The organism is Pseudomonas sp. 1L-C-7-B-C1 (genome assembly GCF_057291635.1).
Genome location: NZ_JBXAWH010000013.1, coordinates 74985 through 99576 on the forward strand (window position 1 = coordinate 74985; position 24592 = coordinate 99576).

At 58.5% G+C, this 24592-nt stretch carries 24 protein-coding genes; 13 read left to right on the forward strand and 11 right to left on the reverse strand.

Annotated elements, in window-relative coordinates; genetic code table 11:
- Positions 1 to 3: 3 nt before the first annotated feature.
- The 3 genes from AC0Z8Z_RS19855 to AC0Z8Z_RS19865 all read right to left on the reverse strand — a co-directional run bounded on the left by AC0Z8Z_RS19855 (position 4) and on the right by AC0Z8Z_RS19865 (position 3115).
- Positions 4 to 1380, reverse strand: coding sequence for an AAA family ATPase (locus AC0Z8Z_RS19855; protein WP_485620248.1), 1377 nt, complete (start codon positions 1378 to 1380; stop codon positions 4 to 6).
- A 318-nt stretch (positions 1381 to 1698) separates the two neighbouring features.
- Positions 1699 to 2529, reverse strand: coding sequence for a hypothetical protein (locus AC0Z8Z_RS19860; RefSeq protein WP_485620249.1), 831 nt, complete (start codon positions 2527 to 2529; stop codon positions 1699 to 1701).
- A gap of 154 nt (positions 2530 to 2683) precedes the next feature.
- Entirely contained in the window at positions 2684 to 3115 is a 432-nt protein-coding gene (locus AC0Z8Z_RS19865) for a LexA family protein (protein WP_485620250.1), read from the reverse strand.
- A gap of 776 nt (positions 3116 to 3891) precedes the next feature.
- Here AC0Z8Z_RS19865 and AC0Z8Z_RS19870 point away from each other — a divergent pair.
- The 3 genes from AC0Z8Z_RS19870 (at position 3892) to AC0Z8Z_RS19880 (ending at position 7148) form a co-directional block, all read left to right on the forward strand.
- Positions 3892 to 4506, forward strand: coding sequence for a hypothetical protein (locus AC0Z8Z_RS19870; RefSeq protein ID WP_485620251.1), 615 nt, complete (start codon positions 3892 to 3894; stop codon positions 4504 to 4506).
- Between the two features lie 355 nt (positions 4507 to 4861).
- Positions 4862 to 5263, forward strand: a complete 402-nt coding sequence (locus AC0Z8Z_RS19875) for a nuclear transport factor 2 family protein (RefSeq protein ID WP_172610369.1) — start codon at positions 4862 to 4864, stop codon at positions 5261 to 5263.
- A 139-nt stretch (positions 5264 to 5402) separates the two neighbouring features.
- Positions 5403 to 7148 (forward strand): OPT family oligopeptide transporter, encoded by a 1746-nt coding sequence (locus tag AC0Z8Z_RS19880; protein WP_485620252.1) that lies wholly within the window; start codon positions 5403 to 5405, stop codon positions 7146 to 7148.
- Between the two features lie 23 nt (positions 7149 to 7171).
- On the opposite strand, the gene AC0Z8Z_RS19885 is transcribed toward AC0Z8Z_RS19880, so the two are convergent.
- Complete coding sequence (locus AC0Z8Z_RS19885; RefSeq protein ID WP_485620253.1) at positions 7172 to 8104, reverse strand: LysR family transcriptional regulator; 933 nt, start codon at positions 8102 to 8104, stop codon at positions 7172 to 7174.
- A gap of 110 nt (positions 8105 to 8214) precedes the next feature.
- Between AC0Z8Z_RS19885 and AC0Z8Z_RS19890 the strand changes: the two genes are divergently transcribed.
- From AC0Z8Z_RS19890 to AC0Z8Z_RS19915, 6 genes are all read left to right on the forward strand, one after another.
- Positions 8215 to 8967, forward strand: a complete 753-nt coding sequence (locus AC0Z8Z_RS19890) for a 3-oxoacyl-ACP reductase family protein (protein WP_485620254.1) — start codon at positions 8215 to 8217, stop codon at positions 8965 to 8967.
- An 11-nt stretch (positions 8968 to 8978) separates the two neighbouring features.
- On the forward strand, positions 8979 to 9572 hold the full coding sequence (locus AC0Z8Z_RS19895; RefSeq protein WP_485620255.1) for an NADPH-dependent F420 reductase: 594 nt from the start codon (positions 8979 to 8981) through the stop codon (positions 9570 to 9572).
- Between the two features lie 119 nt (positions 9573 to 9691).
- Positions 9692 to 10444, forward strand: coding sequence for a carbon-nitrogen hydrolase family protein (locus AC0Z8Z_RS19900; RefSeq protein ID WP_485620256.1), 753 nt, complete (start codon positions 9692 to 9694; stop codon positions 10442 to 10444).
- Positions 10445 to 10562: 118 nt separating this feature from the next.
- Positions 10563 to 11054 carry a P-loop nucleotide/nucleoside kinase family protein gene (locus AC0Z8Z_RS19905; RefSeq protein ID WP_485620257.1) on the forward strand — a complete coding sequence of 164 codons (492 nt, stop codon included), beginning with the start codon at positions 10563 to 10565 and terminating at the stop codon, positions 11052 to 11054.
- Positions 11055 to 11225: 171 nt separating this feature from the next.
- Positions 11226 to 11546, forward strand: coding sequence for a hypothetical protein (locus AC0Z8Z_RS19910; protein WP_037016364.1), 321 nt, complete (start codon positions 11226 to 11228; stop codon positions 11544 to 11546).
- Positions 11547 to 11688: 142 nt separating this feature from the next.
- Positions 11689 to 12438 (forward strand): substrate-binding periplasmic protein, encoded by a 750-nt coding sequence (locus tag AC0Z8Z_RS19915; RefSeq protein ID WP_485620258.1) that lies wholly within the window; start codon positions 11689 to 11691, stop codon positions 12436 to 12438.
- Between the two features lie 36 nt (positions 12439 to 12474).
- Here AC0Z8Z_RS19915 and AC0Z8Z_RS19920 read toward each other — a convergent pair whose 3' ends face one another.
- The 7 genes from AC0Z8Z_RS19920 to AC0Z8Z_RS19950 form a co-directional block, all read right to left on the reverse strand.
- Positions 12475 to 13434 carry a quinone oxidoreductase family protein gene (locus AC0Z8Z_RS19920; protein WP_485620259.1) on the reverse strand — a complete coding sequence of 320 codons (960 nt, stop codon included), beginning with the start codon at positions 13432 to 13434 and terminating at the stop codon, positions 12475 to 12477.
- A gap of 38 nt (positions 13435 to 13472) precedes the next feature.
- On the reverse strand, positions 13473 to 13646 hold the full coding sequence (locus AC0Z8Z_RS19925) for a DUF1427 family protein (RefSeq protein WP_074889899.1): 174 nt from the start codon (positions 13644 to 13646) through the stop codon (positions 13473 to 13475).
- Between the two features lie 137 nt (positions 13647 to 13783).
- Entirely contained in the window at positions 13784 to 14560 is a 777-nt protein-coding gene (locus AC0Z8Z_RS19930) for an AraC family transcriptional regulator (RefSeq protein WP_485620260.1), read from the reverse strand.
- A 227-nt stretch (positions 14561 to 14787) separates the two neighbouring features.
- Positions 14788 to 16056 carry an OprD family porin gene (locus AC0Z8Z_RS19935; protein WP_485620261.1) on the reverse strand — a complete coding sequence of 423 codons (1269 nt, stop codon included), beginning with the start codon at positions 16054 to 16056 and terminating at the stop codon, positions 14788 to 14790.
- 249 nt (positions 16057 to 16305) lie between these two features.
- Positions 16306 to 16536, reverse strand: coding sequence for a hypothetical protein (locus tag AC0Z8Z_RS19940; protein WP_485620262.1), 231 nt, complete (start codon positions 16534 to 16536; stop codon positions 16306 to 16308).
- A gap of 179 nt (positions 16537 to 16715) precedes the next feature.
- Positions 16716 to 17822, reverse strand: coding sequence for an agmatine deiminase (gene aguA, locus AC0Z8Z_RS19945; RefSeq protein WP_485620263.1), 1107 nt, complete (start codon positions 17820 to 17822; stop codon positions 16716 to 16718).
- A 163-nt stretch (positions 17823 to 17985) separates the two neighbouring features.
- Positions 17986 to 20904 carry an aminotransferase gene (locus AC0Z8Z_RS19950; protein ID WP_485620264.1) on the reverse strand — a complete coding sequence of 973 codons (2919 nt, stop codon included), beginning with the start codon at positions 20902 to 20904 and terminating at the stop codon, positions 17986 to 17988.
- 279 nt (positions 20905 to 21183) lie between these two features.
- Here AC0Z8Z_RS19950 and rfbB point away from each other — a divergent pair, with 279 nt between their 5' ends.
- The 4 genes from rfbB to rfbD are packed head-to-tail and all read left to right on the forward strand — an operon-like array spanning position 21184 to position 24555.
- Complete coding sequence (rfbB, locus tag AC0Z8Z_RS19955) at positions 21184 to 22263, forward strand: dTDP-glucose 4,6-dehydratase (protein ID WP_485620265.1); 1080 nt, start codon at positions 21184 to 21186, stop codon at positions 22261 to 22263.
- Entirely contained in the window at positions 22260 to 23135 is an 876-nt protein-coding gene (rfbA, locus tag AC0Z8Z_RS19960) for a glucose-1-phosphate thymidylyltransferase RfbA (RefSeq protein ID WP_485620266.1), read from the forward strand. Before rfbB ends, rfbA begins: the two co-directional genes overlap by 4 nt.
- Positions 23132 to 23677, forward strand: coding sequence for a dTDP-4-dehydrorhamnose 3,5-epimerase (gene rfbC, locus AC0Z8Z_RS19965; RefSeq protein ID WP_485620267.1), 546 nt, complete (start codon positions 23132 to 23134; stop codon positions 23675 to 23677). The genes rfbA and rfbC overlap by 4 nt, the downstream gene beginning before the upstream one ends.
- Positions 23674 to 24555 (forward strand): dTDP-4-dehydrorhamnose reductase, encoded by an 882-nt coding sequence (gene rfbD / locus AC0Z8Z_RS19970; RefSeq protein WP_485620268.1) that lies wholly within the window; start codon positions 23674 to 23676, stop codon positions 24553 to 24555. The genes rfbC and rfbD overlap by 4 nt, the downstream gene beginning before the upstream one ends.
- Positions 24556 to 24592: the final 37 nt, after the last annotated feature.

Below are 24592 nucleotides of genomic sequence, written 5' to 3' on the forward strand. Positions count from 1 at the left end.
TAATCATTGCGTGCCTTTTATCGAGCGTTTTAGTTCCAGCTTGGCCAGATCTCCAGCTATACCTATTTTAAATTTTTGCGCCATCCATGCGTTCATGATTAGATCTAGTACGCTGGCCATTGTTTCGGAGGGCTTAGGTTCACGCCAACGGAGATAGAACAAAAAGCTGGGAACTACGATATACACAGTGTTATCAGACTTGCTCCACTCTAACAGTTCAAAATTGTGTGTTTTTTGGAAGTTATCGAGTGCCGCTAAAGTGCTTTTGATAGAAGCTGCTGGCGGCTTCTTGTCTTGAGGGATAGGAGCAGACTTGAGGCGATGGTCAATTTCGTGTCTAGGCAAGCTAAAGGTCGGAGGATCCTGAGTAAAAAGCGCAAGAATAATTTCATATGTATCATAACGCCTGGCTCGTTTTCGCGGCCCGAATATCAGCTTGTTATACCAAGCTTCGAAATGGGCGTATCGAGTTATCGCTACATTATGAAGGGCAGTCTGAACCGCATGATCTGAAAAAGTAATGGACTGAGCAGTATCGTGCTCATCAATCCCTCTATCGTAAAACATCTGAGCGCACGCCTGCTGAACTAGGATCGGAAGTCCAGCACTCTCCTTGGCCAAAAGGCGACTGATAGTATCTGCCTTGAGTACATTAAGCTTATGAAGTCCTTTTTTTGCAATACGTTGCAAATCGTCGTCGGACCAACGACCAATATCTATGTGGCTAATACGACCGATTAGATCAGGATTTGCGGTTGCGAGATCTACCCCATGGTGAGTCGTACCAACAACAAGAACGGAAACCTCGTTATCAGTGAAAATTTTCCATTGCTGGAAGATTTCACGCTGGACAGCCGCTGTTAGATAATGAAAATCTTCAACAACAAGAACTGCATTCGAGTTTTTGAGCAGGGGAATGAGGTGAGAAGGCGAGGGTTTACTAAGAATATTTTCTTTAATCTCTTTATCTGTACTTGCCTTTGAGGCGCTCACAGTCATTGACCCGGTCAACTTTGCAAGCCACTCCCAACCTATCGCACCGCTCAAAGCTGCGGACCCGGAGACAGTCAAAGTAGAGCCATCTTCGACAGCTTTTAACCGCGAAAAATCAAGATTTTCAAGAGGATACGCCCAGAACTCGTCTGCTTTAAGCGAATCACTACATCTCACCCTTAACGGCTCTTTTCCAATGGCTTTTAGAACTTTCCCATACAGGGAGGTTTTTCCAGTTTTAGATGAGCCAGTAATTAAGCAAAGTGTCCCTTTTTCAACTATCCCGCGCTTTAGCTGATTTTCGAAGCGCCCATTTTCTTGCGGGATATAGGTCTCTTTAGGGACGGTCAACCCGTTGAAAATATCTACAATATTTACGCTAGCCATGCTTTTCCATCCTTTGCAAAGATCCAACTCCACCGGGCAGCTATAGTTACCCGAAATACGTCGCCAAAAGTACCGCTGTCGATTGGCTCTGATGCCACCATAGCTGATTAATTTCCGTTGTATAGCTCTGCCTCGTCAGGTCCCGTAGCATAGCCCACGCTGGCTCGCTTGGAGCGCTCGCAGATCGTAACGTCCCGCCTCCCCACCGACCGAATTTCGTGTACAAGCTCAGCTTGGAGGTCAGTTTTTGATCGCCTCCGCGCTCGAAGAGGTTTTTCAAGCAGCCTTGGCCGATTACGGTTTCCGGCGAATAGTGGTCTACATTAAATGCCCCGGCATTACAATTACAGGCTCGCCACGTTCTCTCCTCCCTAAACTTAGGTCCTGAGGACTAGGATGGAACCACAATGGCACTTTTTCAAATTCCTGAGGAAGTTTTCCACGATCAATTAGTGCGGTAATAAGGTGGACCGCACACCACTGCTTGTACATTAGGATGGTGGCTTCAAGGTCATCAATGTTGATCGATGCTTTGGGTGCAGGCGTAAACGGATTAACCATTACCCCATCTATTTGCAGTGGCGATGTTCCTAGGCTGATAGTTGCCGAATCATTTAGTGCGCCGACATTTAAGTAGCTTGTATAAACCCATACGCGATAGTTTGAGAATGCCTTTTCAATCTTCGTGTAACCATCAAATGATGGAAGGGACTGCTTGCTAGTTGTTACAAATACAGCAACCACTAATGTAGCCATGTCAGTCAAGCCAAATTCGCCTGCGCTTATTAGTTCGTCTTTGCCCTTAGGCTTACAAAGCTGGTGGATAGTGGGCTTTGCGTGGCACTTTACATATACTGGAGCTACAAGAATCTCTTTCGAACTATGAATAAATTGAGCAAGCGTTGCTTTTTTTCCACTCTCATACACGATAGATTTCTTTATGAGAGTACCGGATGATTTAGAGCTTGCATGCACTGAAAACCGATCCTCTTTGACTCCTTCTTCCTCAAGCGTGGTGAGGTCCACAAACCTCTGGTCCGGCTTTATATAAATAGAGAGCCCACCCTCTCCATCTTCACAAACTGATAAAATCTCATAACGCGCACCGTCGTACATATAGGTAAATCGCGTTTTACTTTTTTTCGCCATATTTAACTCTCTTTATATGAGACTCAGTTCTTATTGAGGCGCTCTTTATATCAGATGTCACTATCCGCACAGGCACTTTACGCTGCTATTGGGATCGAACTCGCGCTTGCATCTGACGTAAAGGCTGTTGCGGTCGAGTAGCGCAAAAACGGATTCATCCTTTGTCATGATCGCGAACGCTGTATTTCACGACACCCCAGATCACCAACTCGTCGCCCTCCATCACGTAGCGCGGCGGATACTTCGGGTTCTCTGACATCAGGATCACATCGTTCTTTCTCCTATACAGGCGCTTGCACACAGGTTCGGAGTTGATGGCGGCGATCACGATATCGCCATGAGTTGCGTCGAGGCTACGGTCCACGATCACTAGGTCGCCGGAGAAGATCCCCGCCCCTTGCATGCTGTCGCCTTCGATCTTGACCAGGTACGTATGCGGGGCGCGGATGTCGAACAGATCATCGAGGGAGATGTGCTTTTCGATGTGGTCTGCTGCAGGCGACGGAAACCCCGCCGGCACGAGGAACGAGTAAAGGGGCAGCCTCTCCCCGACTGCCGAAAGCGGGCCGATGATGTTGACGCTCATGATGCAAGCCTTACGATGGATGGATTAACTGTACGCATATACAGTTAACGTTCTGACTCGCCTTTGGTCAATGTTGTACGTGGGAAATTTCGACGGGTGACAGCATGTGCGGACGCTGCTCGGTCTACGCGCCGATGGACCACTACCTGAAGAAGCTTGCGCCAGAGCAGTTAGTGATTAATGGCTGCTACCTATGGCCCATCGAGCGCTACAACGTCGCGCCGACCAGCCGCGTTGAGATCGTCCAGCCAGCCGATGACTTCACTTGGGTGCACACTAAGCATGGCTGTAGGCGACATGCGAAACCACGGACCTCAGCTGATCGATCCTATGACCCAGAACGACGACGCCTGGTAAAACCGCACTTGGAATAAAAAACTTCCGGAAAAATCACTTATCCCCCTCCCGCCGGCGGGGTTTGCGTTCGTTTTTTTTGCAAAGTCGAGCCCTGTGTAAACCCCTACCTCCCCCAGGCAGTATAGGGCGTTGAGGCGAGGTCAAAGCTTTTCACGAATTGACAGACTTTGCGAAGTAATGAGGAGTGCGTACGTCGGCATGGGAAAACTTCTCAGCTGCTTTCAAGCAGACAAAGCCAGGCATTACAGGCAGCCGCCACGAAAAAACACCGGTTTATGTCATTTTTTTCCAGCAGCGCGCGAGAAAAGAGGCCCGCCAACTCCAGCTGCAATATGATGGAAATCGCTCAAAAGCCTTGAAAATAGGCGTGTTCGGCGTCGTAGCCAATTCACAAATCAACAGTGAAGCAAGGAGGCAATGTGCTGGAGTTTTTTGCATCGGATATAGGCAAAGTAGCGCTAGGTGGACTCATAGCGATCAGCGGCCAGCTGCTTGTGTTTGTCCTAGGCTGGATCAAAGAGTCTCGGTTCTCTCAAAAAAAACAGATGACGGAAGCTCAGCATCTCGGCATACGACTAGTGCTTGCGCTGGATAAATTGGTCGGCGACTGCTATTCAGCGGTTAACGACCCACTTACCACGGACAGGCATGGACTTACTGTGAGCACCGTGCCCAACCCACAGTTTGCCCTTCCTGAGGGTGGCGATTATCGTGCTCTTCCCACGCAAATCATGTACGACATCATGTCGATGCCAAATCGGCTTGTCGCAATCGAAGAGTCGTTGTCATGGGAATCGGAGTACGCGAGCCCGCCAGATTTCGAGGAATACTACGTTGCCCGGGCGGAAAAACTGTCTGTTTTTGGCCTGAAAGCCATAGGACAGATTGAGTCTCTGTGCGCGCTGTATAGCATCCCTGCACCAGAGTGGCCAGAACACTATAATCCCCGGCAAGGCCTACAAAATCACTTGCAAAGAATTGAGCAAAATCGTCTGAGGTATGGAAGCCGCATCAATACCAGCGACGACCTCTGATAAACGCAGTGATCCGGTAACCGACGTGAGTGCTCACTCTGAAGCGTCCACAAAACGTCCACACTGCGAAAACATATTCGCCACCTATTCCACGTATATTCCCCAGAAAATAGGGGGCCTGGCCGTGACCCGTGCTGCCCGGGCGACCTTTTTGGACTTGTAATCAGTAGGTCCCGGGTTCGACTCCTGGTGCCGGCACCAGATTTAGCAAAAAGGCTCACCGAAAGGTGGGCCTTTTTTGTTTGAGCGGTTTAGCAAACATCCATCAGGCAACCTCAATTTGCTCCGCTCCTCACCAAGCCTGCCCCCTCTTTAGCGTCTAGTCTCTTCCGCACCCCTGAACGAGAGACTTACCATGCCTCAGCCAAACAATGCTCCATCACCCCGACCGGCCCCGGACTTCAACGCACTCCTGCGCGCGAATCTGGAACAGGTGTTCAACGAGCGAGATGCCAATAAACGCATCGCTGCCATCCAACAGTTATTCTCCGCTGAACCCACGATGTACGAGCCAGAAGGCGTCGTCACCGGACAGGCCGCTATCTCCGACGTTGCAGGCGCACTGCTTGAGCAGTTCGGTCCCGACTTTTCCTTCGTCGCCCAGGGCGTGGCGGTGGGGCATCACGGGATGGCTTACCTGCGCTGGCATGCGGGACCGAAGGAAGGTCCGGTGGTTGTAACGGGCGCGGATGTGGCCGAAGTCGTCGACGGCAAGATCGTCCGGCTGTGGGTCTTGCTGGATCCGCCAGCGCAGTAAATCCGCCGAAAATCTCCGGCGTTCCGTGCGTGGTAGGCAGGCGTGAAAGCGTCTGGCGTAAGGGCGGCGGTGAACCTTCGGCGGTGTCGGGGCTCAGTTGTGCAGATGTCACTCTTGCGATCGCCAAGAAGGATCTGTCATGGAAAACCCTGCTCTTTCAACCCTGCCTCCTCCTCGTGCGCAGCGTGAGCTGAGTGCGCGTGCGGTGCTCACTGGCGCGGTGCTGGGTGTTTTGCTGACGCCGTCGAATGTTTACGCCGGGCTGAAGATCGGCTGGTCCTTCAACATGTCGATCATCGCTTTGCTGATCGGCTTTGGCGTGTGGCAGGGCCTGGCCAGAAACCGCCAGGACGGCCCCTCGTGGTCCCTGCACGAAAGCAATATCAACCAGACGGTAGCCTCAGCGGCGGCCTCGATTATCTCCGGCGGTTTGGTTGCGCCGATTCCCGCGTATACGCTGCTGACGGGGCATCAACTGGACCCATTGCCGATGATGGCGTGGGTATTTTCCGTGAGCTTTCTGGGCGTCTGGATCGCATGGTATCTGCGCCCTACCCTGCTGAACGACCACGGCCTTACATTCCCCGAGGGCATGGCGACGCTCGAAACGCTGCAGCACATTTACCATCACGGCAAAGAAGCGGTGGCGCGGATCAAGGTGCTGTCTGCGGCCGCGTTGCTGTCCGGCGGGTTGAAGTGGATCGACGAGTTTGTCTGGGCAATCCCGCGCTGGGCTCCCAATCCCGGGCTGGAACGTCTGACGTTCACGTTGGACCCTTCGCTGTTGCTCATCGGCTTCGGCGGCATCATCGGCATACGCGTGGGCCTGACGCTGATGCTCGGCGCAGCGCTGGCATGGGGCGGGCTGGCGCCGTTTCTCATCGACCACGCGCTGGTGGTGCTCGCCCCGAATGCCAGCGGTCCTCAATTTGCCAAGCTGGTGGAATGGCTGTTGTGGCCGGGCGTGAGTTTGATGGTGTGCGCGACCCTGACGTCATTGGCGGTGCGGGTCTTTCAAGTGCCGAAGCGCACGCCGGCTGACCCGTATCCGCGCGCCAAAGTGCGCTTCTCGCCCATACCCGCGCTGGGCATGTTATTCGCGGTCACTCTGGTTGTGTTGCTGCAGGTGCAGTTGTTTGAGATTGACCTGTGGATGGCACTGCTCAGTATTCCCTTGGGTATTTGCCTGGCCGTGGTCGCGGCGCGAGTCGTGGGCGCCACCGGCATTGCGCCGATTGGCGCCATCGGCAAGCTGTCGCAGTTGAGCTTCGGTTTGATTGCTCCCGGCCAGGTAGCGATCAATCTGATGAGCGCCAACACGGCTGGCGGCGCTGCCGGCCAGTCCACTGATCTGATGAACGACTTCAAGGTGGGCCTCGGGATTGGCGCAACGCCGCATAAACAGCTCATTGCCCAATGCATCGGCATTTCGATTGGCAGCGTAGTCGGCGTTCTGGTGTATCTGGCGCTGATCCCGGACCCACAGACGATGCTGCTCACTGAGGAATGGCCGGCACCGGCTGTTGCAACCTGGAAGGCAGTGGCGCAAACACTGACCCACGGGCTTGCGTCGCTGTCACCCGAGGTGCGGTGGGCGATCGTAATCGGCAGCGGGTTTGGCGTGCTGCTCGGGGCACTGGACAGCCTGCTGCCGGAACGCGCGGCCCGCTGGTTACCCAGTACCGCTGCGCTGGGGCTGGCCTTCGTGTTGCCGGCCTCCACCTCGGTGATGATGGGTCTTGGAGCAGTGCTGACCTGGCTGGTCAGCCGCGGATGGCCGCGCATCACCGAGCGCTTTGCGATCACTGCGGCTGCGGGCCTGATCGCTGGTGAGAGCATCACCGGCGTGGGCGCGTCGTTCTGGGAGATGCTGCGCAACATCTAGGCGGCTGGCAAATTCGGAGCGGTTCAGCGCCCTTCCCGGGCATCGAGCCGCGTAGTCCATCGTTGCGCCTGGGCGTGCTGGACCAGGAAATCCACAAACGCCCTCGTTTTCGCAGGCAGTAATTTCTGACTGGAGAAGTACAGGTAAATCTGCCCCGCATCCACGTACCACTCGGGCAGAACCCGTTCCAGGCTGCCATTCTCAAGGTAAGGCAACACATCGGGTACAGCCAGCAACGCGATGCCCAATCCCAGACGCGCACATTGACACAAAGCTTGGGGGTCGTTGGCCAACAGCCGGGGTTTCAACTCCAATGGCATCTGCGCATCTTCAGGCCCCTGAAGCGTCCAGCTTCTTATCTTGCCGGTCTGCACCGAACGCATGGCGAGATGAGCCAGCGTCGCCAAGTCTTCTGGTCGGCGAACACTTCTTTTGGCAGACAAGTACTCGGGGGACGCGACGAGCACCAGGTGGGCGGGCGCTATGTTTCTCGCGACAAGTCCCTGCGCCAGCTCGATCCCTCCGCCGATGGCGGCATCAAATCCTTCGGCAACGAGGTCCACCTGACGGTTCTCCAGGCTCCACTCGGGCACCACATCGGGGTACTGCTTCAGGAATTCAGGCATCAGGGGCAGCAGAAAATCCCTGCCGAATCCTGGGGCGGCGGTGATCCGCAGGACGCCCGAAGGCCGGCCAGCATTTCCGGCTAAGTCTTCAATCGCAGCCTGAACACTTTCAAGACCTGACCCCACATTGCTCAGGAAGCGCTCGCCCGCCTCGGTCAACGTGAGCTTGCGCGTGCTGCGCTGGAACAATCTCACGCCAAGGTTGGCTTCCAGCTGGGCAACGTTGCGGCTGACTGCAGCCGGGGTTAGCCCCAGACGACGGGCAGCGGCGGAGAAACTGCCGGTCTCGGCGCTACGCACAAATGACAGCAAATTACCCATCGTTTCCATGTCTAAACCTTCAAGCATTCGTTGAAAGTAATTCTAGCGATTACCTACTACTGGCGAACAGCTGAAAAGCGTCTCATAGCCTCATCAACTCACTGATCGAGGCTCAACACATGAACATTTCCACTCTTCCCCTCTCTGGCAAAATCGCTGTCGTTACCGGTGGCTCACGCAGCATCGGCGCGGCCATTGCCAAACGTCTGGCCGCAGACGGTGCCACCGTAGCCATCACCTATAACGCGTCGCCGGACCGCGCCAGCACCGTGGTGAACGACATCATTGCGTCCGGCGGCCAGGCCATCGCATTAGCGGCTGACGCTGGCGATCCTCAGGCAGTTCGGGCCGCCATCGACGACGTCGCGCAACGCTTTGGGCGTATCGACATTCTGGTCAACAACGCGGGCATCAGTGTTCTTGGCGCACCGGAGGACATTGCGTTCGAAGACTTCGAGCGAATCCTCGCGGTTAACGTGACCGGTGTTTTTGTCGCCACTCAGCAAGCGCTCAAACACATGGGTCAAGGCGGGCGAGTAATCCACATCGGGAGCTCGATGGTGCAACACGCCGCCTTCGGCACTGCATCTGCCTACACGCTAACCAAAGGTGCGCTGACCGGCTTCAGTCGTGGGCTGGTGAGGGATCTGGGCCCACGAGGCATTACGGTCAACACTGTGCACCCTGGCCCGACGGACAGCGATATGAACCCGGCCGACGGCGCAGTGGCTGACTTTGTTCGACCGAACATCGCCGTTGGGCGGTATGGCGAGGGCAAGGACGTCGCGGGCGCTGTTGCGTATCTGGCCAGCCCGGACGCCGGGTTCGTAACAGGGGCGGAATTAATGGTCGACGGCGGCTTCACTGCCTAAGGGGGATTGCCATGAACATCAGCATTATTGGAGCAGGGGCCATCGGCACCGCTATCGCCCGGCTGTTAGTCAACGCAGGCGTGCCTGTCAGCATCGCCAACAGTCGCGGCCCCCAAACCCTCGCGTCTCTTACCGCTGAACTCGGACCACTGGCCAAGGCTGTAAACGTCCGGGAGGCCGGTCAAGCGGAGATTGTGTTCCTCGCCGTGAACTGGTCAAAGATTGCGGATGCGGTTCAAAATGTCGGGCCTTGGGATGGTCGAATCGTGATCGACGCAACCAATCCGATCGAAGCACCATTGTTCAAAGCCTTTGACCTCGGCGGCAAGCCATCATCGCAGGTTGTCGCGCAGATGCTGCCAGGCGCACATCTGGTGAAGGCGTTCAATCACCTTACGCCCGCGCTGCTCGCACATCCTTCGGCTGAGGGTGGAAAGCGCGTGCTGTTTTATTCGGGCGAGCACGGCCCAAGCAAACAGCGCGTCGGGAGCCTCATTGATGAGCTGGGCTTTCATGGCGTCGACCTGGGCAGCCTTGAACAAGGACTACCTGCGCAATTTCCAGGCGGTCCGCTTCCAGGCCTGAACTTGGTCAAGCATGGATAAAGCCGCGCACCCGCGCGCCTGAACACAGGCGCGTTGGGGTTTCGAGCATGGCGTTGGGTTGCCCGCCGAAACCGGCGCAGTCCGTGTTTTACTAAGGCCCATTCACGCCGGGAAACCTTATGACTGACCTCGACCTGTGTGCCGCCCAATATTGCTCAGTGGCAGGCGACCTCAACGCCAATCTTGACCGACATGCTCAGGTCATGCGACTTGCCGCCCATCACGGCGCTAAATTTCTCTTGTTCCCGGAGCTTTCTTTGACCGGTTACGAGCCTTCGCTCGCCAGCAATCTTGCCCTTAACGCTGACCCCCAACTGCTGGAGCCGCTTCGGGACCTGGCAAAACAGTCAGGGATGACCACTGTGGTCGGCGCGCCCCTACGCCAGCCGGGGGCGGAAGCAGTCTTCATCGGCGCACTGGTTTTTTGCGCTGACGGCTCACAGATCACCTACACCAAGCAGCACCTCCATCCGGGCGAAGAGGTCGTCTTCACTCCGGGACAAGGCGGCCCGTTGGTGACCGTCGATGCCGGGCAGATTGCGCTGTCAGTCTGCGCGGATTTCAGTCACGCCAGTCACGCACAGGCTGCGGCGCAGGAAGGCGCCGGTGTCTACGCCGCCAGCGTCTTGATCAGCGACAACGGCTATGACCATGACAGTGGCTTGCTACAGGGCTACGCGCGGCAACATGCTTTTGGGGTATTGATGGCCAACCACGGCGGCGTCTCTGGAGGATGGGCCTGCGCAGGTCGAAGCGCGTTCTGGTCGCCTGATGGAGAACTCGTCGTGAGCGCGGCCGGTGCGGGGGATTGTCTGGTTATGGCCCGCAGACGGCGAGGCGCGTGGGAAGGCGAAGTTTTGCAGGCCTTGTAGAGCGCTCCCGATATCAACCGCGCCACCGAAGCAGTTATCGTTAATCTCCACGCCTGACATCAGGCGCCAGCGCCGGCATACCCATGGGCGTCGTTGTGACCCAGACAAGGAGGTTGAAATGGCCAAACCTACACTGCATCTCATGTGCGGAAAGATTGCATCCGGAAAATCTACGCTGGCGAACGCTCTAAAAACTGAGCAAGCAGCGATCCTATTGACCGAAGACCATTGGCTCTCAAGACTCTACCCAGGCCAGATCCACTCGGTCGCCGACTACGTAACGCTCTCAAGAAGACTCCGAGATGTCCTAGGCCCCTTGGTCATCGACATGCTAAAGGCCGGGATCAATGTGGTTCTCGATTTCCCCGCCAACACTCCCGGAGACCGCCACTGGTTACGGAGTCTGGCGGATACCGCCCAAGCCTCTCACAGCCTTCACTTCCTCGACGTCGACGACGACACTTGCCGAGCCCGGCTGCACCTTAGAAACGAGCGCGGCGAGCATGACTTCGCAGCAACTGACGCTGAATTCGATTTGATCACCAGCTACTTCCAAGCCCCAGATAAGGAAGAAGGGCTAAACATAGTCATTCACCAGGATCGCTCCTAAACGGCTGCCACCCGGAGCGAACCAAACCGTCAGGTTCAAATGGCGCCCTAAGATTCAGAGCGCCCCCTCCCCCATCCCGCCCCCATCGAGTAACGTATACCCATCCAACGGGCCCTCGCGTCTGCGTCAGGACAGCGACCCGCCATCAGAAACACGATAGAAGGCCCAACCGTGCACAAAGTCCGATTGATCAAGTACGTCTGGACCCACCAGACCCCGGAGATTTCGTCTGAATGGTCCAAGCTGCTTTACGAAGTGGAACTGCCGTTCGTCCCCTTCCATGGATTGAACATTCAGTTGCCGATGCAGCGCGTCTGGCGGATTCGGGATGTGGAGTGGAACGTAGAGGAGCAGACCTTTCGGTGCCATATCGAAGATCAGTTCATGAACTTGCTGGACGTGGACGACTCGTACGAGGACTGGATCGAAACCTTGTTGGAGTGTGGCTGGGTGCTGAGCGGCCGCTACACCAATGAGCACAACAAGACCTGATCCGCCTTTGCTCGAATTTTTCCCCGAAACTTACGCAGGATGCGCGCTGTGCCCGGCAGAGACGACTAACCAATGCCAGACTGGATAGCAAGTCAGGCACAAGACCTGTTTTGACGCCCTATTCCCTTTGAGCATGACTGCCATGAAATGGATTTCCTGTTGTATCCGTTACGCGGCCGGTGCGCTCTTGGCGTGCTCGTCGATGGCGTATGCACTTCCTTTCGTTGACGTGTACGTGGCCGAGGCTCCGCCGCTGACCATGGCCAGCCAGGGTGACCAGCACGGGATAGCGGGCGACATCACCCTGCAGGCCATGGCAATGGCCGGGTATTCCGCTCACCTGCTCTCACCTCCGTGGCCACGGGCGCAACGGGACGTGATGCTGGGCACCAACAGGCTCATCGCGCCGCTGACCCGCACACAAAGTCGTGAAGACAGCTTCACCTGGATCGCTCCGGTGATGACGATGGACCGGGCGTTTTTCAGCCTTGATCGTAATGTCGAGAGTTTTGAAGAGGCGCGCCAGACCTTCAAGATGATCGCCGTCGGCAGTGGCTCGGCACAGGAGACGCGGTTACGTGAGGAAGGTTTTTCAGCCGCTCAGATTTATCCGTTGAAGATTGGCGAGAACCCGGCGCTGATGTTGCTCAAGGGCCGGGTGGACGCGTGGTTTAACGGCGTGCCGGAAACGCTCTACATCTGGAAGCAGATCAGCGAACGGCCGCTGTTGATGAGCAGGCCGTTGATGACCGCCGACCTGTATCTGGCGTGCTCGAAGGATTGCGACCCTCAGATGGTCGAGAAGCTCAGGGCTGCGATCGGCAAGCTTCAGTCAAACGGGTCGATCAAACGCGTCCAGCATGACTATCTGAAAGGGCTGCCCGTCCAGTGATCGGGTCAGCGCTGCTCTAACGCCCATGCTCGCCTGTCACGGCAGCAAAATTACCTTGTCAGCGCCGCCTTGATTCACATCGGCGTAACGCGCCAGGCCTTCTTCCAGCGGCGATTCAATCAGGCCGGTCGGCAGCGGCAAGGTGCCGTCGTCGAACTGTTTGCCGAACTGCTCAAGCATCCGCGCGCAGGCTTCAACGCCGTACAGCAGCGAGTTGATCCCCACCACCGAACCGCCCTTGCGGTACAGCGCCAGCGCCGGTAGTTGCACGTGACCGTCCGTTGGCGCGGCAATAATTGCGATGCGACCGAATTGAGCCAACGCAGGCACAGAAGCCGGCAGCCAGAAGCCGGTGGTGTCGAAGATCACGTCGGCGCCGCCTGCAAAAACCGCGTTCACTTGAGCGCCCAGGTCTTCTGGCCTGTCGAGCTGGATCGCGTTGAAGCCTTGCTCTTGCAGCGCTTTCAGCTGGTCCGGTTTACGCACCGCTGCCAGCACCTGGGCGCCGCGTATCTTCGCCAGTGCGATGGCGGCGCTCCCCACTGCGCCATTGGCACCGATGACCAGCAACCGAGTGCCAGCCTGCACGAGGCTGCGCTCGAGCGCGTCCCACGCTGTGGTGTACGGAACCCCCAGGCTGGCGGCCTGGCTGAAAGTCAGCGACGCCGGTTTGATCGCCACGCCTTTGGCCGACAGGGTGATGTAGCCCGCGTGGGAGCCGTCGCGGACGAAGCCGATTTCCTTGCCAGTGCCCCACACTTCTTTGCCGACCAGTTCCTGCGGGCCTTCGACGACAACGCCCGCGAAGTCACGACCCGGAATGCGAGGCATCGTGGTGTAGGGGAAACGGCCCAGGACGTTTTTGACGTCGCTGGGGTTCAGGCCTGCGGCTTTGATCTGCACCAGAACTTCGCCAGCCGCCGGGACAGGCGCGGGCAGATCGACGACTTCCAGCGCAGCCAGGTTGCCGGTGCGGGAGAATTGCAGAGCTTTCATATGGATTCATCCAGAGTGGGGAAAGGGAAGTCGTCGATTCAGGACGCCAGATTGGACAGGAACTGCTTGCCCACGGGCCACAGCCATTCACCGGCCTGCATGCCGAGCAGGCCAACCAGTGCGACCAGAGGCGGTGCAGGTGAGCGGAAATCCAGCAGGCCGTACAGCAAACCGACGGCGATACCGATGGCGAGGGAAATGACGTAGCTCATGACAAACTCCGGTGCGAGGGACGCGCGACTCGATGGCGGCGCGACTGCGTTAAGCGATGACCAGAGTGTAAGGAGGGTCGGCAGGCGCTACCGGCCAAGTGCTTCTGAATTTCGGACAGAAGCAGCGCACGCGCTAGTTAGACAGATGTGTCAGCGACCGGGTACTGAGAAGGCGCCATGCCCAGTTCGCGGCGAAACATGTCGCTGAAACTGCTCGGCGAATACCCCATTGAACGGGCGATGGCGTTGACCGGCACGCCCTGGATGATCTCCGCCACCGAGGTCGCCAGTTGCACCTGTCGCCGCCATTCGGCGAAACCCATGCCGAGCACCGCCTGAAACAGCCGGGACAGCGTCCGCACACTGGCACCGGCGTTTTCGGCGTGCTGTTCGAACGACACGTCGATGGAAGGCTCGATCATCACCGCCTGGCAGACGTTCATCAGCCTGCGGTCGCTGTCATCGGGCATCGGCACTTTCAGCAGCGAACGCCGGGCGCGCTTGAGTTCGAGCAACGCCAGGTTGACTAAAGCATCGTAGTACTCCGATTCCTTGTCCTGCTCGGCCACCAGACCGACGATCAATTCGCGCAACAAGTGACCGACTTCTAGCACCTGAACCGTGGTGTCGAGAGTCCGAGCGAGCGCCGGGCGCAGGTAGATGTTGCGCATTTCCAGATCCGACACCACGCGGATGCCATGGGGCACGCCAGGCGGCAGCCAGACCGCGCGCTGCGGCGGCACGACCAGCGCTTCATTGGGGGTCTCGACCCACATCACGCCCGACATCGCATACAACACCTGCCCCCACTCATGCTCATGGGGCTCGATGTACAACCCGCGCGGGTACGTCCGTGACAAAGGCTGCACGGGGACGGCGGTATCGGTGAGGTCGGGTGGCGCAGCGATTGCCATGGCGAAACCGAAGGGATTGAGATGCGGCGATGGTAGCGGGAGAGCGTGCGGGATCGCCAGTGCAGTGCAGCACCGACCACGGCAGTTGATGATGGGATTGGCTCAATCCGTAGGAGCCGGCTTGCTGGCGAACCGCGTCTGTCATTCACTGCTACGGTGTCTGAACAAATGCGTTCGCCAGCAAGCCGGCTCCTACAGATTCATGTCAGCCAGAAGACTTCAACCCATCAGAACACGTTGATCGGGTAATCGACGAAGATCCGCGTTTCATTACCGCCAACGTTGTACTGATCCACGTCGTTGGAGACCCGCAGGAACGAGTTACGCAGACGCACCGACAGGTCTTTGACCGGGCCGCTCTGGACCACGTAGGTCAACTGGCTGAACAGTTCGCGCTCTTCGCCACGCCCACGGTCGCTGCCGTCGTCGATGTTGTCGCCGCGCACGTACGCCACGCGGTAGCTAAGGCCTGGCGTCACAACGGTGCCTAGGTTCACGCCGTAGCCCACTTGCCACGAACGCTCATCCTTGCCGTTGAAGTCTGACCAGTAGGAGTTGGCCAGGTAGATGGTGTTGCCGCCATCGCCGGTGCCGCCTGCGTTGCGGTAGCCGCCGTAGGTGTAACCGGTCTCGCCGGAGCTGCGCTGATGCGCGAGGGTGAACGAGTGAATGCCCACCGCCCAGGTCGCCGCCAGGCTCCAGATCTTGTTGTCGCGGGCGTCGTCGACGGCGAAGTCTTTGTCCAGCTTGGTCTTATAGCCGTTGAAGTCGAAGGTCAGCGACTGATCTTTCGGCATCGCCCAAACGTAATTCAGGTTCACGTACTGCTTTTTCAGCACGTCTTCGTCGTCAGAGGCGTAAAACGCGGCGCTGAGGGCTTCGGTGAATTTGTAACTGCCGCCGTAGACGTTGATGCTCTTGAGATCACCGCTGTCGCGGCCTTCGGCACTCTTGCGGGTTTCGGCAGTGAAGCGGCCGGCCACCAGCGTGAGGCCTTTAATCTCTTTGGAGGTGATCATGGTGCCGGTGTAGGACTCAGGCAACAGACGCGAGTTGTCGTAATTGAGTACTGGCAGCTCCGGCATCATGTCGCCGTATTTCAGTTCGGTATTGGAAACCCGGAATTTGACCGCGCCGCCAAAGCGCGACAGGTCGTCCGCCGCGTTGCCGCTGTCGCCCTGTTTGAAGAAGTCGATACCGCCCGCGCCGCTCTTGCCCTTGCCTCCGTCCAGACGCGCTGCGTACAGACCAAAGGCGTCAACGCCAACACCCACCACGCCCTGGGTGAAACCGGACGTGTAGCCGGCCATGAAAGCCTGACCCCATTCCGAGCGGTCCTGCGGTCCGTTTTTGTAGTCGCGATTAATGTAGGCGTTACGCAGGTTGATCTTCAGGCTGCTGTCTTCGACGAAGCCCTTGGAATCTGCCTGACCGTCCGCCATGGCGTGAGTGGCGGCAAGGATGCCCAGAGCGAGCAGGCCGATACGCTGTTTCATCTTGTTGTCCTTGTGAGCGGATTAATCGCGCGCTGTGGCAAATGCCTGGGGTGGGCAGTTGCGTCCCCCGGAACTGGAGCAGTTCCGGAAGCCCGCACGAATCATCGCAGTGGACTACTGATGCACGTACATGGCGCTAGGCCACAGGCGGTGGGGCCGCGAATGCTATCCCCGGCCTGCCGGGGTGTCAATTTGATGAAAGTCAAACCGAGGCAGGCCGTGTCTGTGGTCGCATCCACAACACCTTTGTCAGCTGTGAAGCAGGCCCAGCATTGCTTCGATCTCTGCGTCATTGATCAGCCCGATGGGGTAACGCTTGGAGAGCATCTCTCGAAAATCGCCGCGTTGCTCCAGTGCCTGCACGTCATGCATGCGCTCCATCGGGATCCGGGTCGTCCGTAACCAGTCCGCCATCATCTGCCGTGCTTCACTGCTCGCAGAAAAACCTCGAGTCACTCGCAACTCATGACCTGCGTTCATAAGGACAACCTCTTATGTCGTGGACTGCGAAATCTACGGGGCTTTTGTTACAGACGGACGACCCGGCGCGAGCAATTCCGCGCCTTGGGATCCCATCTTCCTATGACCGACTGGAAACTGTCCGCCCATAAAAAAGCCCATCGTCTGATGGGCTTGATAACAGCAAGAAGCGAACCAACTCAGCTGCGATGGGGGGCCGGTTGCTGCTGCGTCAGGCAGTGAATGTTGCCGCCGCCCAGCAACATTTCACGGCCCGGAACCATGACCACCTCGTGTTCCGGGAACAACTGCTGGAGGATCTTGCGGGCCGTGTCATCCATCGGATCGTCGAAACACGGGGCAATGATGCCGCCGTTAACGATCAGAAAATTCACGTACGAACCGGCCAGACGCACCGATGGGTTGCGCTCCTGACTGCCGTGCACCTGATCCACCCCGGCGCACTCTTCTTCGGTGGCAAACAGCGGGCCCGGGATCGGCATCTTGTGTACGACGAACGGACGTCCCTTGGCGTCCCGGGCATTTTCCAGCACTTTCATGGCCGCCTGGCAACGCGGGAAATTGGGGTCTTTCGGATCATCTGTCCAGGCGAGTAACACTTCACCGGGGCGCACGTAGCAGCAGAAATTATCCACATGGCCGTCGGTCTCGTCGTTGTACAGACCCTCCGGCAGCCAGATGATTTTTTCGACCGACAGGTGATCGCGCAGTACGGCTTCGATGTCTTCGCGAGACAGGTGTGGGTTACGGTTGCGATTGAGCAGGCATTCTTCCGTGGTGATCAGCGTGCCCTCGCCATCGACGTGGATCGAGCCGCCTTCCAGCACAAACCCGTCAGTGACGTAGCGCGGGCAGCGCTCGATTTCCAACACTTTGCTGGCGACCTGTTCATCCAGGTTCCACGGCGCGTACAGCCCACCGTCGAAACCGCCCCAGGCGTTGAAGCCCCAATTGACGCCGCGAACCTCGCCCGCGTCATTGATGACGAAGGTCGGACCGCTATCACGCACCCAGGCGTCGTTGCTGCTGAGCTCGACGACGCGGATGTTGGGCACATTCAGTCGTGCGCGGGCATTGTCGTACTGTGCCGCCGAAACGCCGACGGTGACAGGCTCGAAACGGGCGATGGCCTTGGCCACGGCAACGTGATCGTTCTGAACCGGCTTGCCGCCCAGACGCCAGTTGTCCGGACGCTCGGGCCAGATCATCCAGGTTTGCGTTTGCGGCGCCCACTCGGCAGGCATGTAGAAGCCATCGGCGCGGGGGGTGCTGTTGAGAGTGGTCACAGTAATCAGAACTCCATGAAACGACGAGGGCGTCTACGGCCAAATAAGGAAGACGTTATAGACGATAAAAATCGGATTTAAAAACACTAATCGAGCTTTCTGCGCAAACCCGGGGAGCCAACACCGATATATATCGATCTATGTTCGACGGGTGAGAGTCAGCTCAGCTCTCCAGCTCACCCAGCACCTTCGACACACTGTCGACGAAGAAGTCCACGCTCCGGCGGCTGGTCACCATCGGCGGCTTGATCTTGAGGATGTTCAGATAATCCCCCGTAGGCTGCATGAAGATCCCCAGCTCACGAAGACGATCGCACAAGTAGGCCGTTTCCTCGGTTGCGGGTTCCAGCGTCTCACGGTCGCGAACCAGCTCAAGTCCCAGATAGAACCCCGAGCCGTGGACAGCCCCGGCCAACGGGTGTTTGTCGATCAGCGTGAGCAGGCGTTCCTTGAAATAGCCGCCCACCACGCGGGCGTTCTCCCAGAGCTTTTCTTCTTCCATGACGTCGAGCACCGCCATGCCGATGCGGCAACTCACCGGACTGCCGCCTGACGACGAAAAGAAATAGCCCTCGGCTTCCAGCGCCTCAGCGATCTCGCGGCGGGTGATGACGGCGCCGAGGGGATGGCCGTTGCCCATGCCTTTGGCCATGGTGATGATGTCCGGCACCACGCCCTGCTCTTCGAAGCCCCAGAAGAACTGGCCCAAGCGGCCATAACCCACCTGCACTTCATCGGCGATGCACACGCCGCCCTGATCACGGACCCTGGCGTAGACCTGCTGCAGATAACCCGGCGGCAGGGAGATTCCGCCGGCATTGCCGTACACCGGCTCGCAGATGAAGCCCGCCACTTGCCGCCCCTGCTCCTTTAGCGCGCTCAAATACGCGTCAACGCTGCGCAGGTAGAACGGCGCAGTGTCCGCGCCACGAAACTCGCCGCGATAGGTATTGGGCGCCACCACAGGGTGCACCCAGTCGGGACGCGTGCTCAGGGCTTGCGGGTTGTCGGCGATGGATGTCGAAATCGCATCGGTCGCCACCGACCAGCCGTGATAAGCCTCCAGCACGCTCAATACATAGCGGCCGCCGCTGTAGGCCCAGGCCAGACGAATCGCCAGATCATTCGCCTCGGTGCCGCTGTTCACCAGAAATACACGGTCCATGCCGGCGGGCGCCAGCTTCAGCAGCCGCTCGGAAAACTCGGCGATCGCCGCGTAATGAAAGCGTGAGTTGGTGTTAAGCAGCGACCACTGCCGCGACGCAACCTCAGCCATGCGCGGATGGCCGTGACCAAGCACCGCGACGTTGTTGAGCATGTCCAGATAGGACCGGCCCTGCAGGTCAATCAGGTGGTTGCGCCAGCCACGCTCGATCTGCGGCGGGGCCTGGTAATAATGCTTTTGAGAGCGGGCGAAGCTGGCGTCGCGACGGGCGAGCAGCGCGGCGGAATCGGCCAACGCCGGCGCATCGCAATCGAAACCCAGGAGCCCTTTGGGTGACGGGCACAGCGAACGCCAGGCGGGAGCCCGCGACGGGGTGGTGAACAACGGCGGGCTCACGTCAGGCTCCGAACACAGCTGCACGATCAACGCGCCACCGCCCTGGCCGATCACGTCCCCCGCGCCGAACTCGACGCCGGCATCAAAATCAGAACGTACCCCCCACATACGCAGGCTCACCTCAGCGCCCACCAGCTGCAAGGCGCCGTCTGCGGTGTGGCGAAGGATTCCGGCAAACGGCGCATGAACAGCGGTGCCGTGGGGGATGTACAGTTCGGTATGCAACGCGAAGGTATCCGGCTGCTGTGCGCTGTCCGGCAATGTGCGCGATAGCCGATATTCACCGTAGCGGCTGGCGGCCAGCCCATGAGCTTGCGCAGCCTCTCTCAATAGTTGCTCGTCGATGCCGCTCTGTTCCCAGTTGCCAGCCACAAAGTGCTCGCTGAGCACACCCAGGTCCACGAGGGTAAAACCCTGCCCGCTCAAGTTCGGCAACAGCGGCGAAAACGGCTCGGGCTCTTCGTCCGTTTCCCATTCACCTACTGCGTCGAGAATCGCCGCTTCCATCAGCGCAATCGGCACGGAAGTGGCGACGTCGAAGATGTTCCACTCGCTCGCCAGATTGGCCTGGATGTAAGTGTTTTCCGGCTCGATGCTCGCCTGTTGCTCGCTGCCCAAGACCAGCACGGCCGAGCGCGCGACGATCAACGGCCACAGCGCCAGCAGCTCCTCAGTCTGAAGGGGATTAATAAGGTGGTAAGCCTGAACGGCGGGCAGGATAAAAAACGGATCGCCCTCGGCGTGGTGCAGCAGCGCGGCGCAGGTCACCGAAAGATCGGCGATGCGCCATGTACGGATCAGGTCACCAAAGTCGATCAGGCCTTGAAGCTGCCACTGGCGATGGGCATCTCGAGCCCAGACCACGTTGTACTCAGTGATGTCCATGTGGATCGCCTGCACCGGCAGCGACGCCACCAGCGGCAGCAAATAGGCCTGGGCCTGCTCGGCGGCCTCGGCGATACAGGCGCGCTTGTCGGCGTCGGGGATGACCGGGAGCAAGTGCTCGATCAACGCAAAGGCGTGGCGAGGGTCCCATTGCAAAACACGATCAAGGCCGGCGTGCTCGAACCCCGTCAGCGCCGCGTCGACACGGGCGCAGAGCTGCGCCAGCCCGGTCACGATGTCCCTGTTCAGGTGCGCAACGTGGGCGAGTGATTGTCCGTTGATAAACTCCAGAACGCGAAAGTGCACGGCGTTGCCGTTGTGATCAACGGTCAATAGGTCCTCACCCTTCAACGTCGGCATCACCGCCGGGACGCGCACCGTCGACTCGCGGCTCAAATGCCGCAGCGCCGCATGCTGCGCGGCAAGTTCGGTGGTTGAGTAATCTCCGTGGCAGATCTTCAGAACGAAACGTCGCCCGTCACCGCAGTCCATCAGGAAGTTTCGGTCCTGATGGCTACCCAACTCTTTCAACGCCCCCGACAGTCCGTAGTACGTCGCCAACCATTCGGCGGCCTGCGCGGCACCGACATCCGGGCATGGCAGGCTGGAGCGGCGAATCAAGGTGTCAAGCGACATGAAGGAAGTCCTGATAGATAGAGGCGCCCAAATACTATCGCCAGTTGCGCGTCGGTTAATCAACCCCGTGCCATAGCTAATAAAGAAATGCCATAAAAGACCGACAGATACGCAAAGCGTTGAGGTCGTGAAACACGAGCGGCGGTTTTATGGCGCTAATTGCGATAGGCCATCAATTAATATCATCGCTTGTCGGCGGATTGCTCCTTGCGCCAGTCAGCAAGGCCCCACAAGCTATGCTCCATCGTCTTACATCTTTCCAGGGAAGAAGGTTTATCCATGCGAATCCTTGTTACCGGTGGCGCCGGCTTCATCGGCTCTGCGCTGATCCGTCATCTGATCAACAACACCGATCACGACGTCCTCAATTTCGACAAGCTGACCTACGCCGGGAATCTTGAGTCGCTGCAGGGCATTGCCACGAACACCCGGTATGAGTTCGTACAGCAGGACATCGTTGATCAGGCCGCAGTGAGCAAAGTCCTCGCGCGCTTCAAGCCTGACGCGATCATGCACCTGGCGGCAGAATCCCACGTCGACCGTTCGATTGATGGCCCGTCGGAGTTCATCCAGACCAACATCGTCGGCACCTACAGCCTGCTGGAAGCGACCCGCAGCTATTGGCTGACCTTGCCCGAAGACGAGCGCGCCGCCTTCCGCTTCCACCACATCTCCACCGATGAAGTGTATGGCGACCTCCACGGCGTGGACGACCTGTTCACCGAAACGACGCCCTACGCGCCAAGCTCGCCGTATTCGGCCAGCAAAGCGGCGTCGGACCATCTGGTTCGCGCCTGGCAGCGCACCTACGGGCTGCCGGTGGTCGTCACCAACTGCTCGAACAACTACGGCCCGTTCCACTTCCCCGAGAAGCTCATCCCGCTGGTGATCCTCAACGCCCTGGCCGGGAAGCCGCTGCCGGTGTACGGCAATGGCTTGCAGGTGCGTGACTGGCTGTTTGTCGAAGATCACGCCCGGGCACTGCTCAAGGTAGTGACCGAGGGCCAGGTCGGCGAGACCTACAACATCGGCGGCCACAACGAACAAAAGAACATCGACGTCGTGCGCGGCATCTGCGCGCTGCTCGAAGAACTGGCGCCGGAACAGCGCAAAGGCGTGGCCAACTACGCGGACCTGATTACCTACGTGACTGACCGCCCTGGCCATGACATGCGCTACGCCATCGACGCGAGCAAAATCGAGCGCGAACTGGGCTGGACGCCGGAAGAGACATTCGAATCCGGCCTGCGCAAAACCGTGCAGTGGTATCTCGACAATCTTGAATGGTGCCGCAACGTGCAGGATGGCAGTTATCAGGGCGAACGCCTGGGCACCAACGTAAAGGAACTGATCGCATGACTAAAGGAATTGTACTGGCGGGCGGTTCGGGCACGCGCCTGCACCCGATTACCCTCGGGGTCTCCAAACAGCTGTTGCCGATCTACGACAAACCGATGATCTATTACCCGATCTCGGTGCTGATGCTGGCCGGGATCAAGGACATCCTGGTCATCTCGACGCCGCTGGACCTGCCACAATACCGGGCGTTGCTGGGTGACGGCAGTCAGTTCGGCGTGCGCTTTCATTTCAAGGAGCAGCCCAAGCCGGACGGCCTCGCGCAGGCATTCCTGATTGGCGAAGAGTTCATCGGCGATGACTCGGTATGCCTGATTCTCGGCGACAACATCTTCCACGGTCAGCACTTCAGCGAACAGCTCAAGCGTGCGGCGGACAACACCTCCGGCGCGACTGTGTTCGGCTACTGGGTCAAGGATCCGGAGCGTTTTGGCGTGATCGATTTCGATGAGCACGGCCACGCGCTGTCCATCGAAGAGAAGCCCAAGGCGCCTAAATCCAGCTACGCCGTCACCGGTCTGTATTTCTACGACAACGAGGTCATCCAGATCGCCAAGGACGTCAAGCCGTCCCCGCGCGGCGAGCTGGAGATCACCGACGTCAACAACGCTTACCTCAAGCGCGGCGACTTGCGCGTTGAACGTTTCGGCCGCGGTTTCGCCTGGCTCGACACGGGCACTCATGACAGCCTGCTGGACGCGTCGCAATACGTGCAGACCATCGAGCACCGTCAGGGCCTGAAAGTCGCGTGCCTGGAAGAGATCGCCTATCAGAATGGCTGGATTGACCGCGCCCACCTGTTGAATCGGGCTGAATATTTCGGCAAGACCGGCTACGGTCAGTACCTGTTCAAGATCGCAGGGGAAAGTCAGTGAAAGTGGTTGCCAGCAAGTTGCCTGAAGTCCTCATCATCGAACCCAAAGTGTTCGGCGATGAGCGTGGCTTCTTCTACGAAAGCTTCAACGCCCGGGCCTTTGCCGAGGCCACCGGCGTAGCCGACCAGTTCGTCCAGGACAATCACTCGCGCTCGCAAAAAGGCGTCCTGCGCGGGTTGCATTACCAAATTGAAAATCCTCAGGGGAAATTGGTGCGCGTGACCGCTGGCAGCGTGCTGGACATCGCCGTCGACATCCGTCGCAGCTCGCCGCAATTCGGCCAGTGGTTCGGTCTGGAGCTGTCGGCCGAGAACGCTCGTCAGCTGTGGATTCCCAAAGGTTTCGCCCACGGCTTCGTGGTGCTGAGCGACTACGCCGAATTCCTCTACAAGACCACCGACTACTACACGCCGTCGGCCGAGCGCTGCATTCGCTGGGACGATCCTGAGCTGGCCATCGACTGGGGCTTGAGCGAAGCACCTCAACTGTCGGCCAAGGATCAGGTCGGCAAGCTCCTGAAAGAAGCGGATCTGTTCCCGTGAGTGCGCCGCTGCGGATTCTGATCAGCGGGCAACATGGCCAGGTGTCCCAAGCGCTGCAGCAACACCTGCAGAGCATGGGCGAGCTGATCGTGCTGGGCCGTGATCAGCTTGATTTGAGCCAGCCGGAATCCATCCGCCCGGTGGTTCGCGACATCAAGCCTGACCTGATCATCAACGCTGCCGCACACACGGCGGTGGATCAGGCCGAAAGCGAGCCCGACCTGGCCTTCGCCATCAACGCGACCTCCCCCGGTGTGTTCGCTGAAGAAGCCGCTGCCCTGGGCGTTCCGCTGATTCACTACTCCACCGATTACGTGTTCGACGGCAGCAAGGCTGGGGCATGGGTTGAGGCAGACACGCCCAATCCGCTGGGCGTTTACGGCAACAGCAAGCTGGCAGGCGAACGCGCGATCGCCGCAGCGGGCGGGCAGCACCTGATTTTGCGCACGAGCTGGGTTTATTCCCTGACCGGGCGCAACTTTCTGCTGACCATGCAGCGCTTGCTGCAAGAGCGAGAGAAGCTGTCGATCGTTGCCGACCAGATTGGCGCACCCACCTGGGCCGGCACCATCGCCGCCAGCACCGGCGCGCTGATTGAGCGCTGGCGTCACGGCGCGCCGGGCGCCTGGGGTGTTTATCACCTGACGGCCAGCGGCGAGACGTCGTGGTTCGGGTTCGCTGAAGCAATTGGTCGGCAATTGATCAACAGCGGCAAGCCCTGCGCGGCGCTGGAACCGATTGCTTCCAGCGCTTACCCGACCCCGGCTGCACGCCCGCTCAATTCGCGCCTGGATTGCAGCCTGTTGCAGCGCCAATGGGGCGTCAGCCAGCCCGACTGGCACGATGCGTTGCTGGAGTGCTTAGCGCAGCAGCGGTAGGCATAATGGGCCGACTCGATGTTGCGCGGCTGCGGAA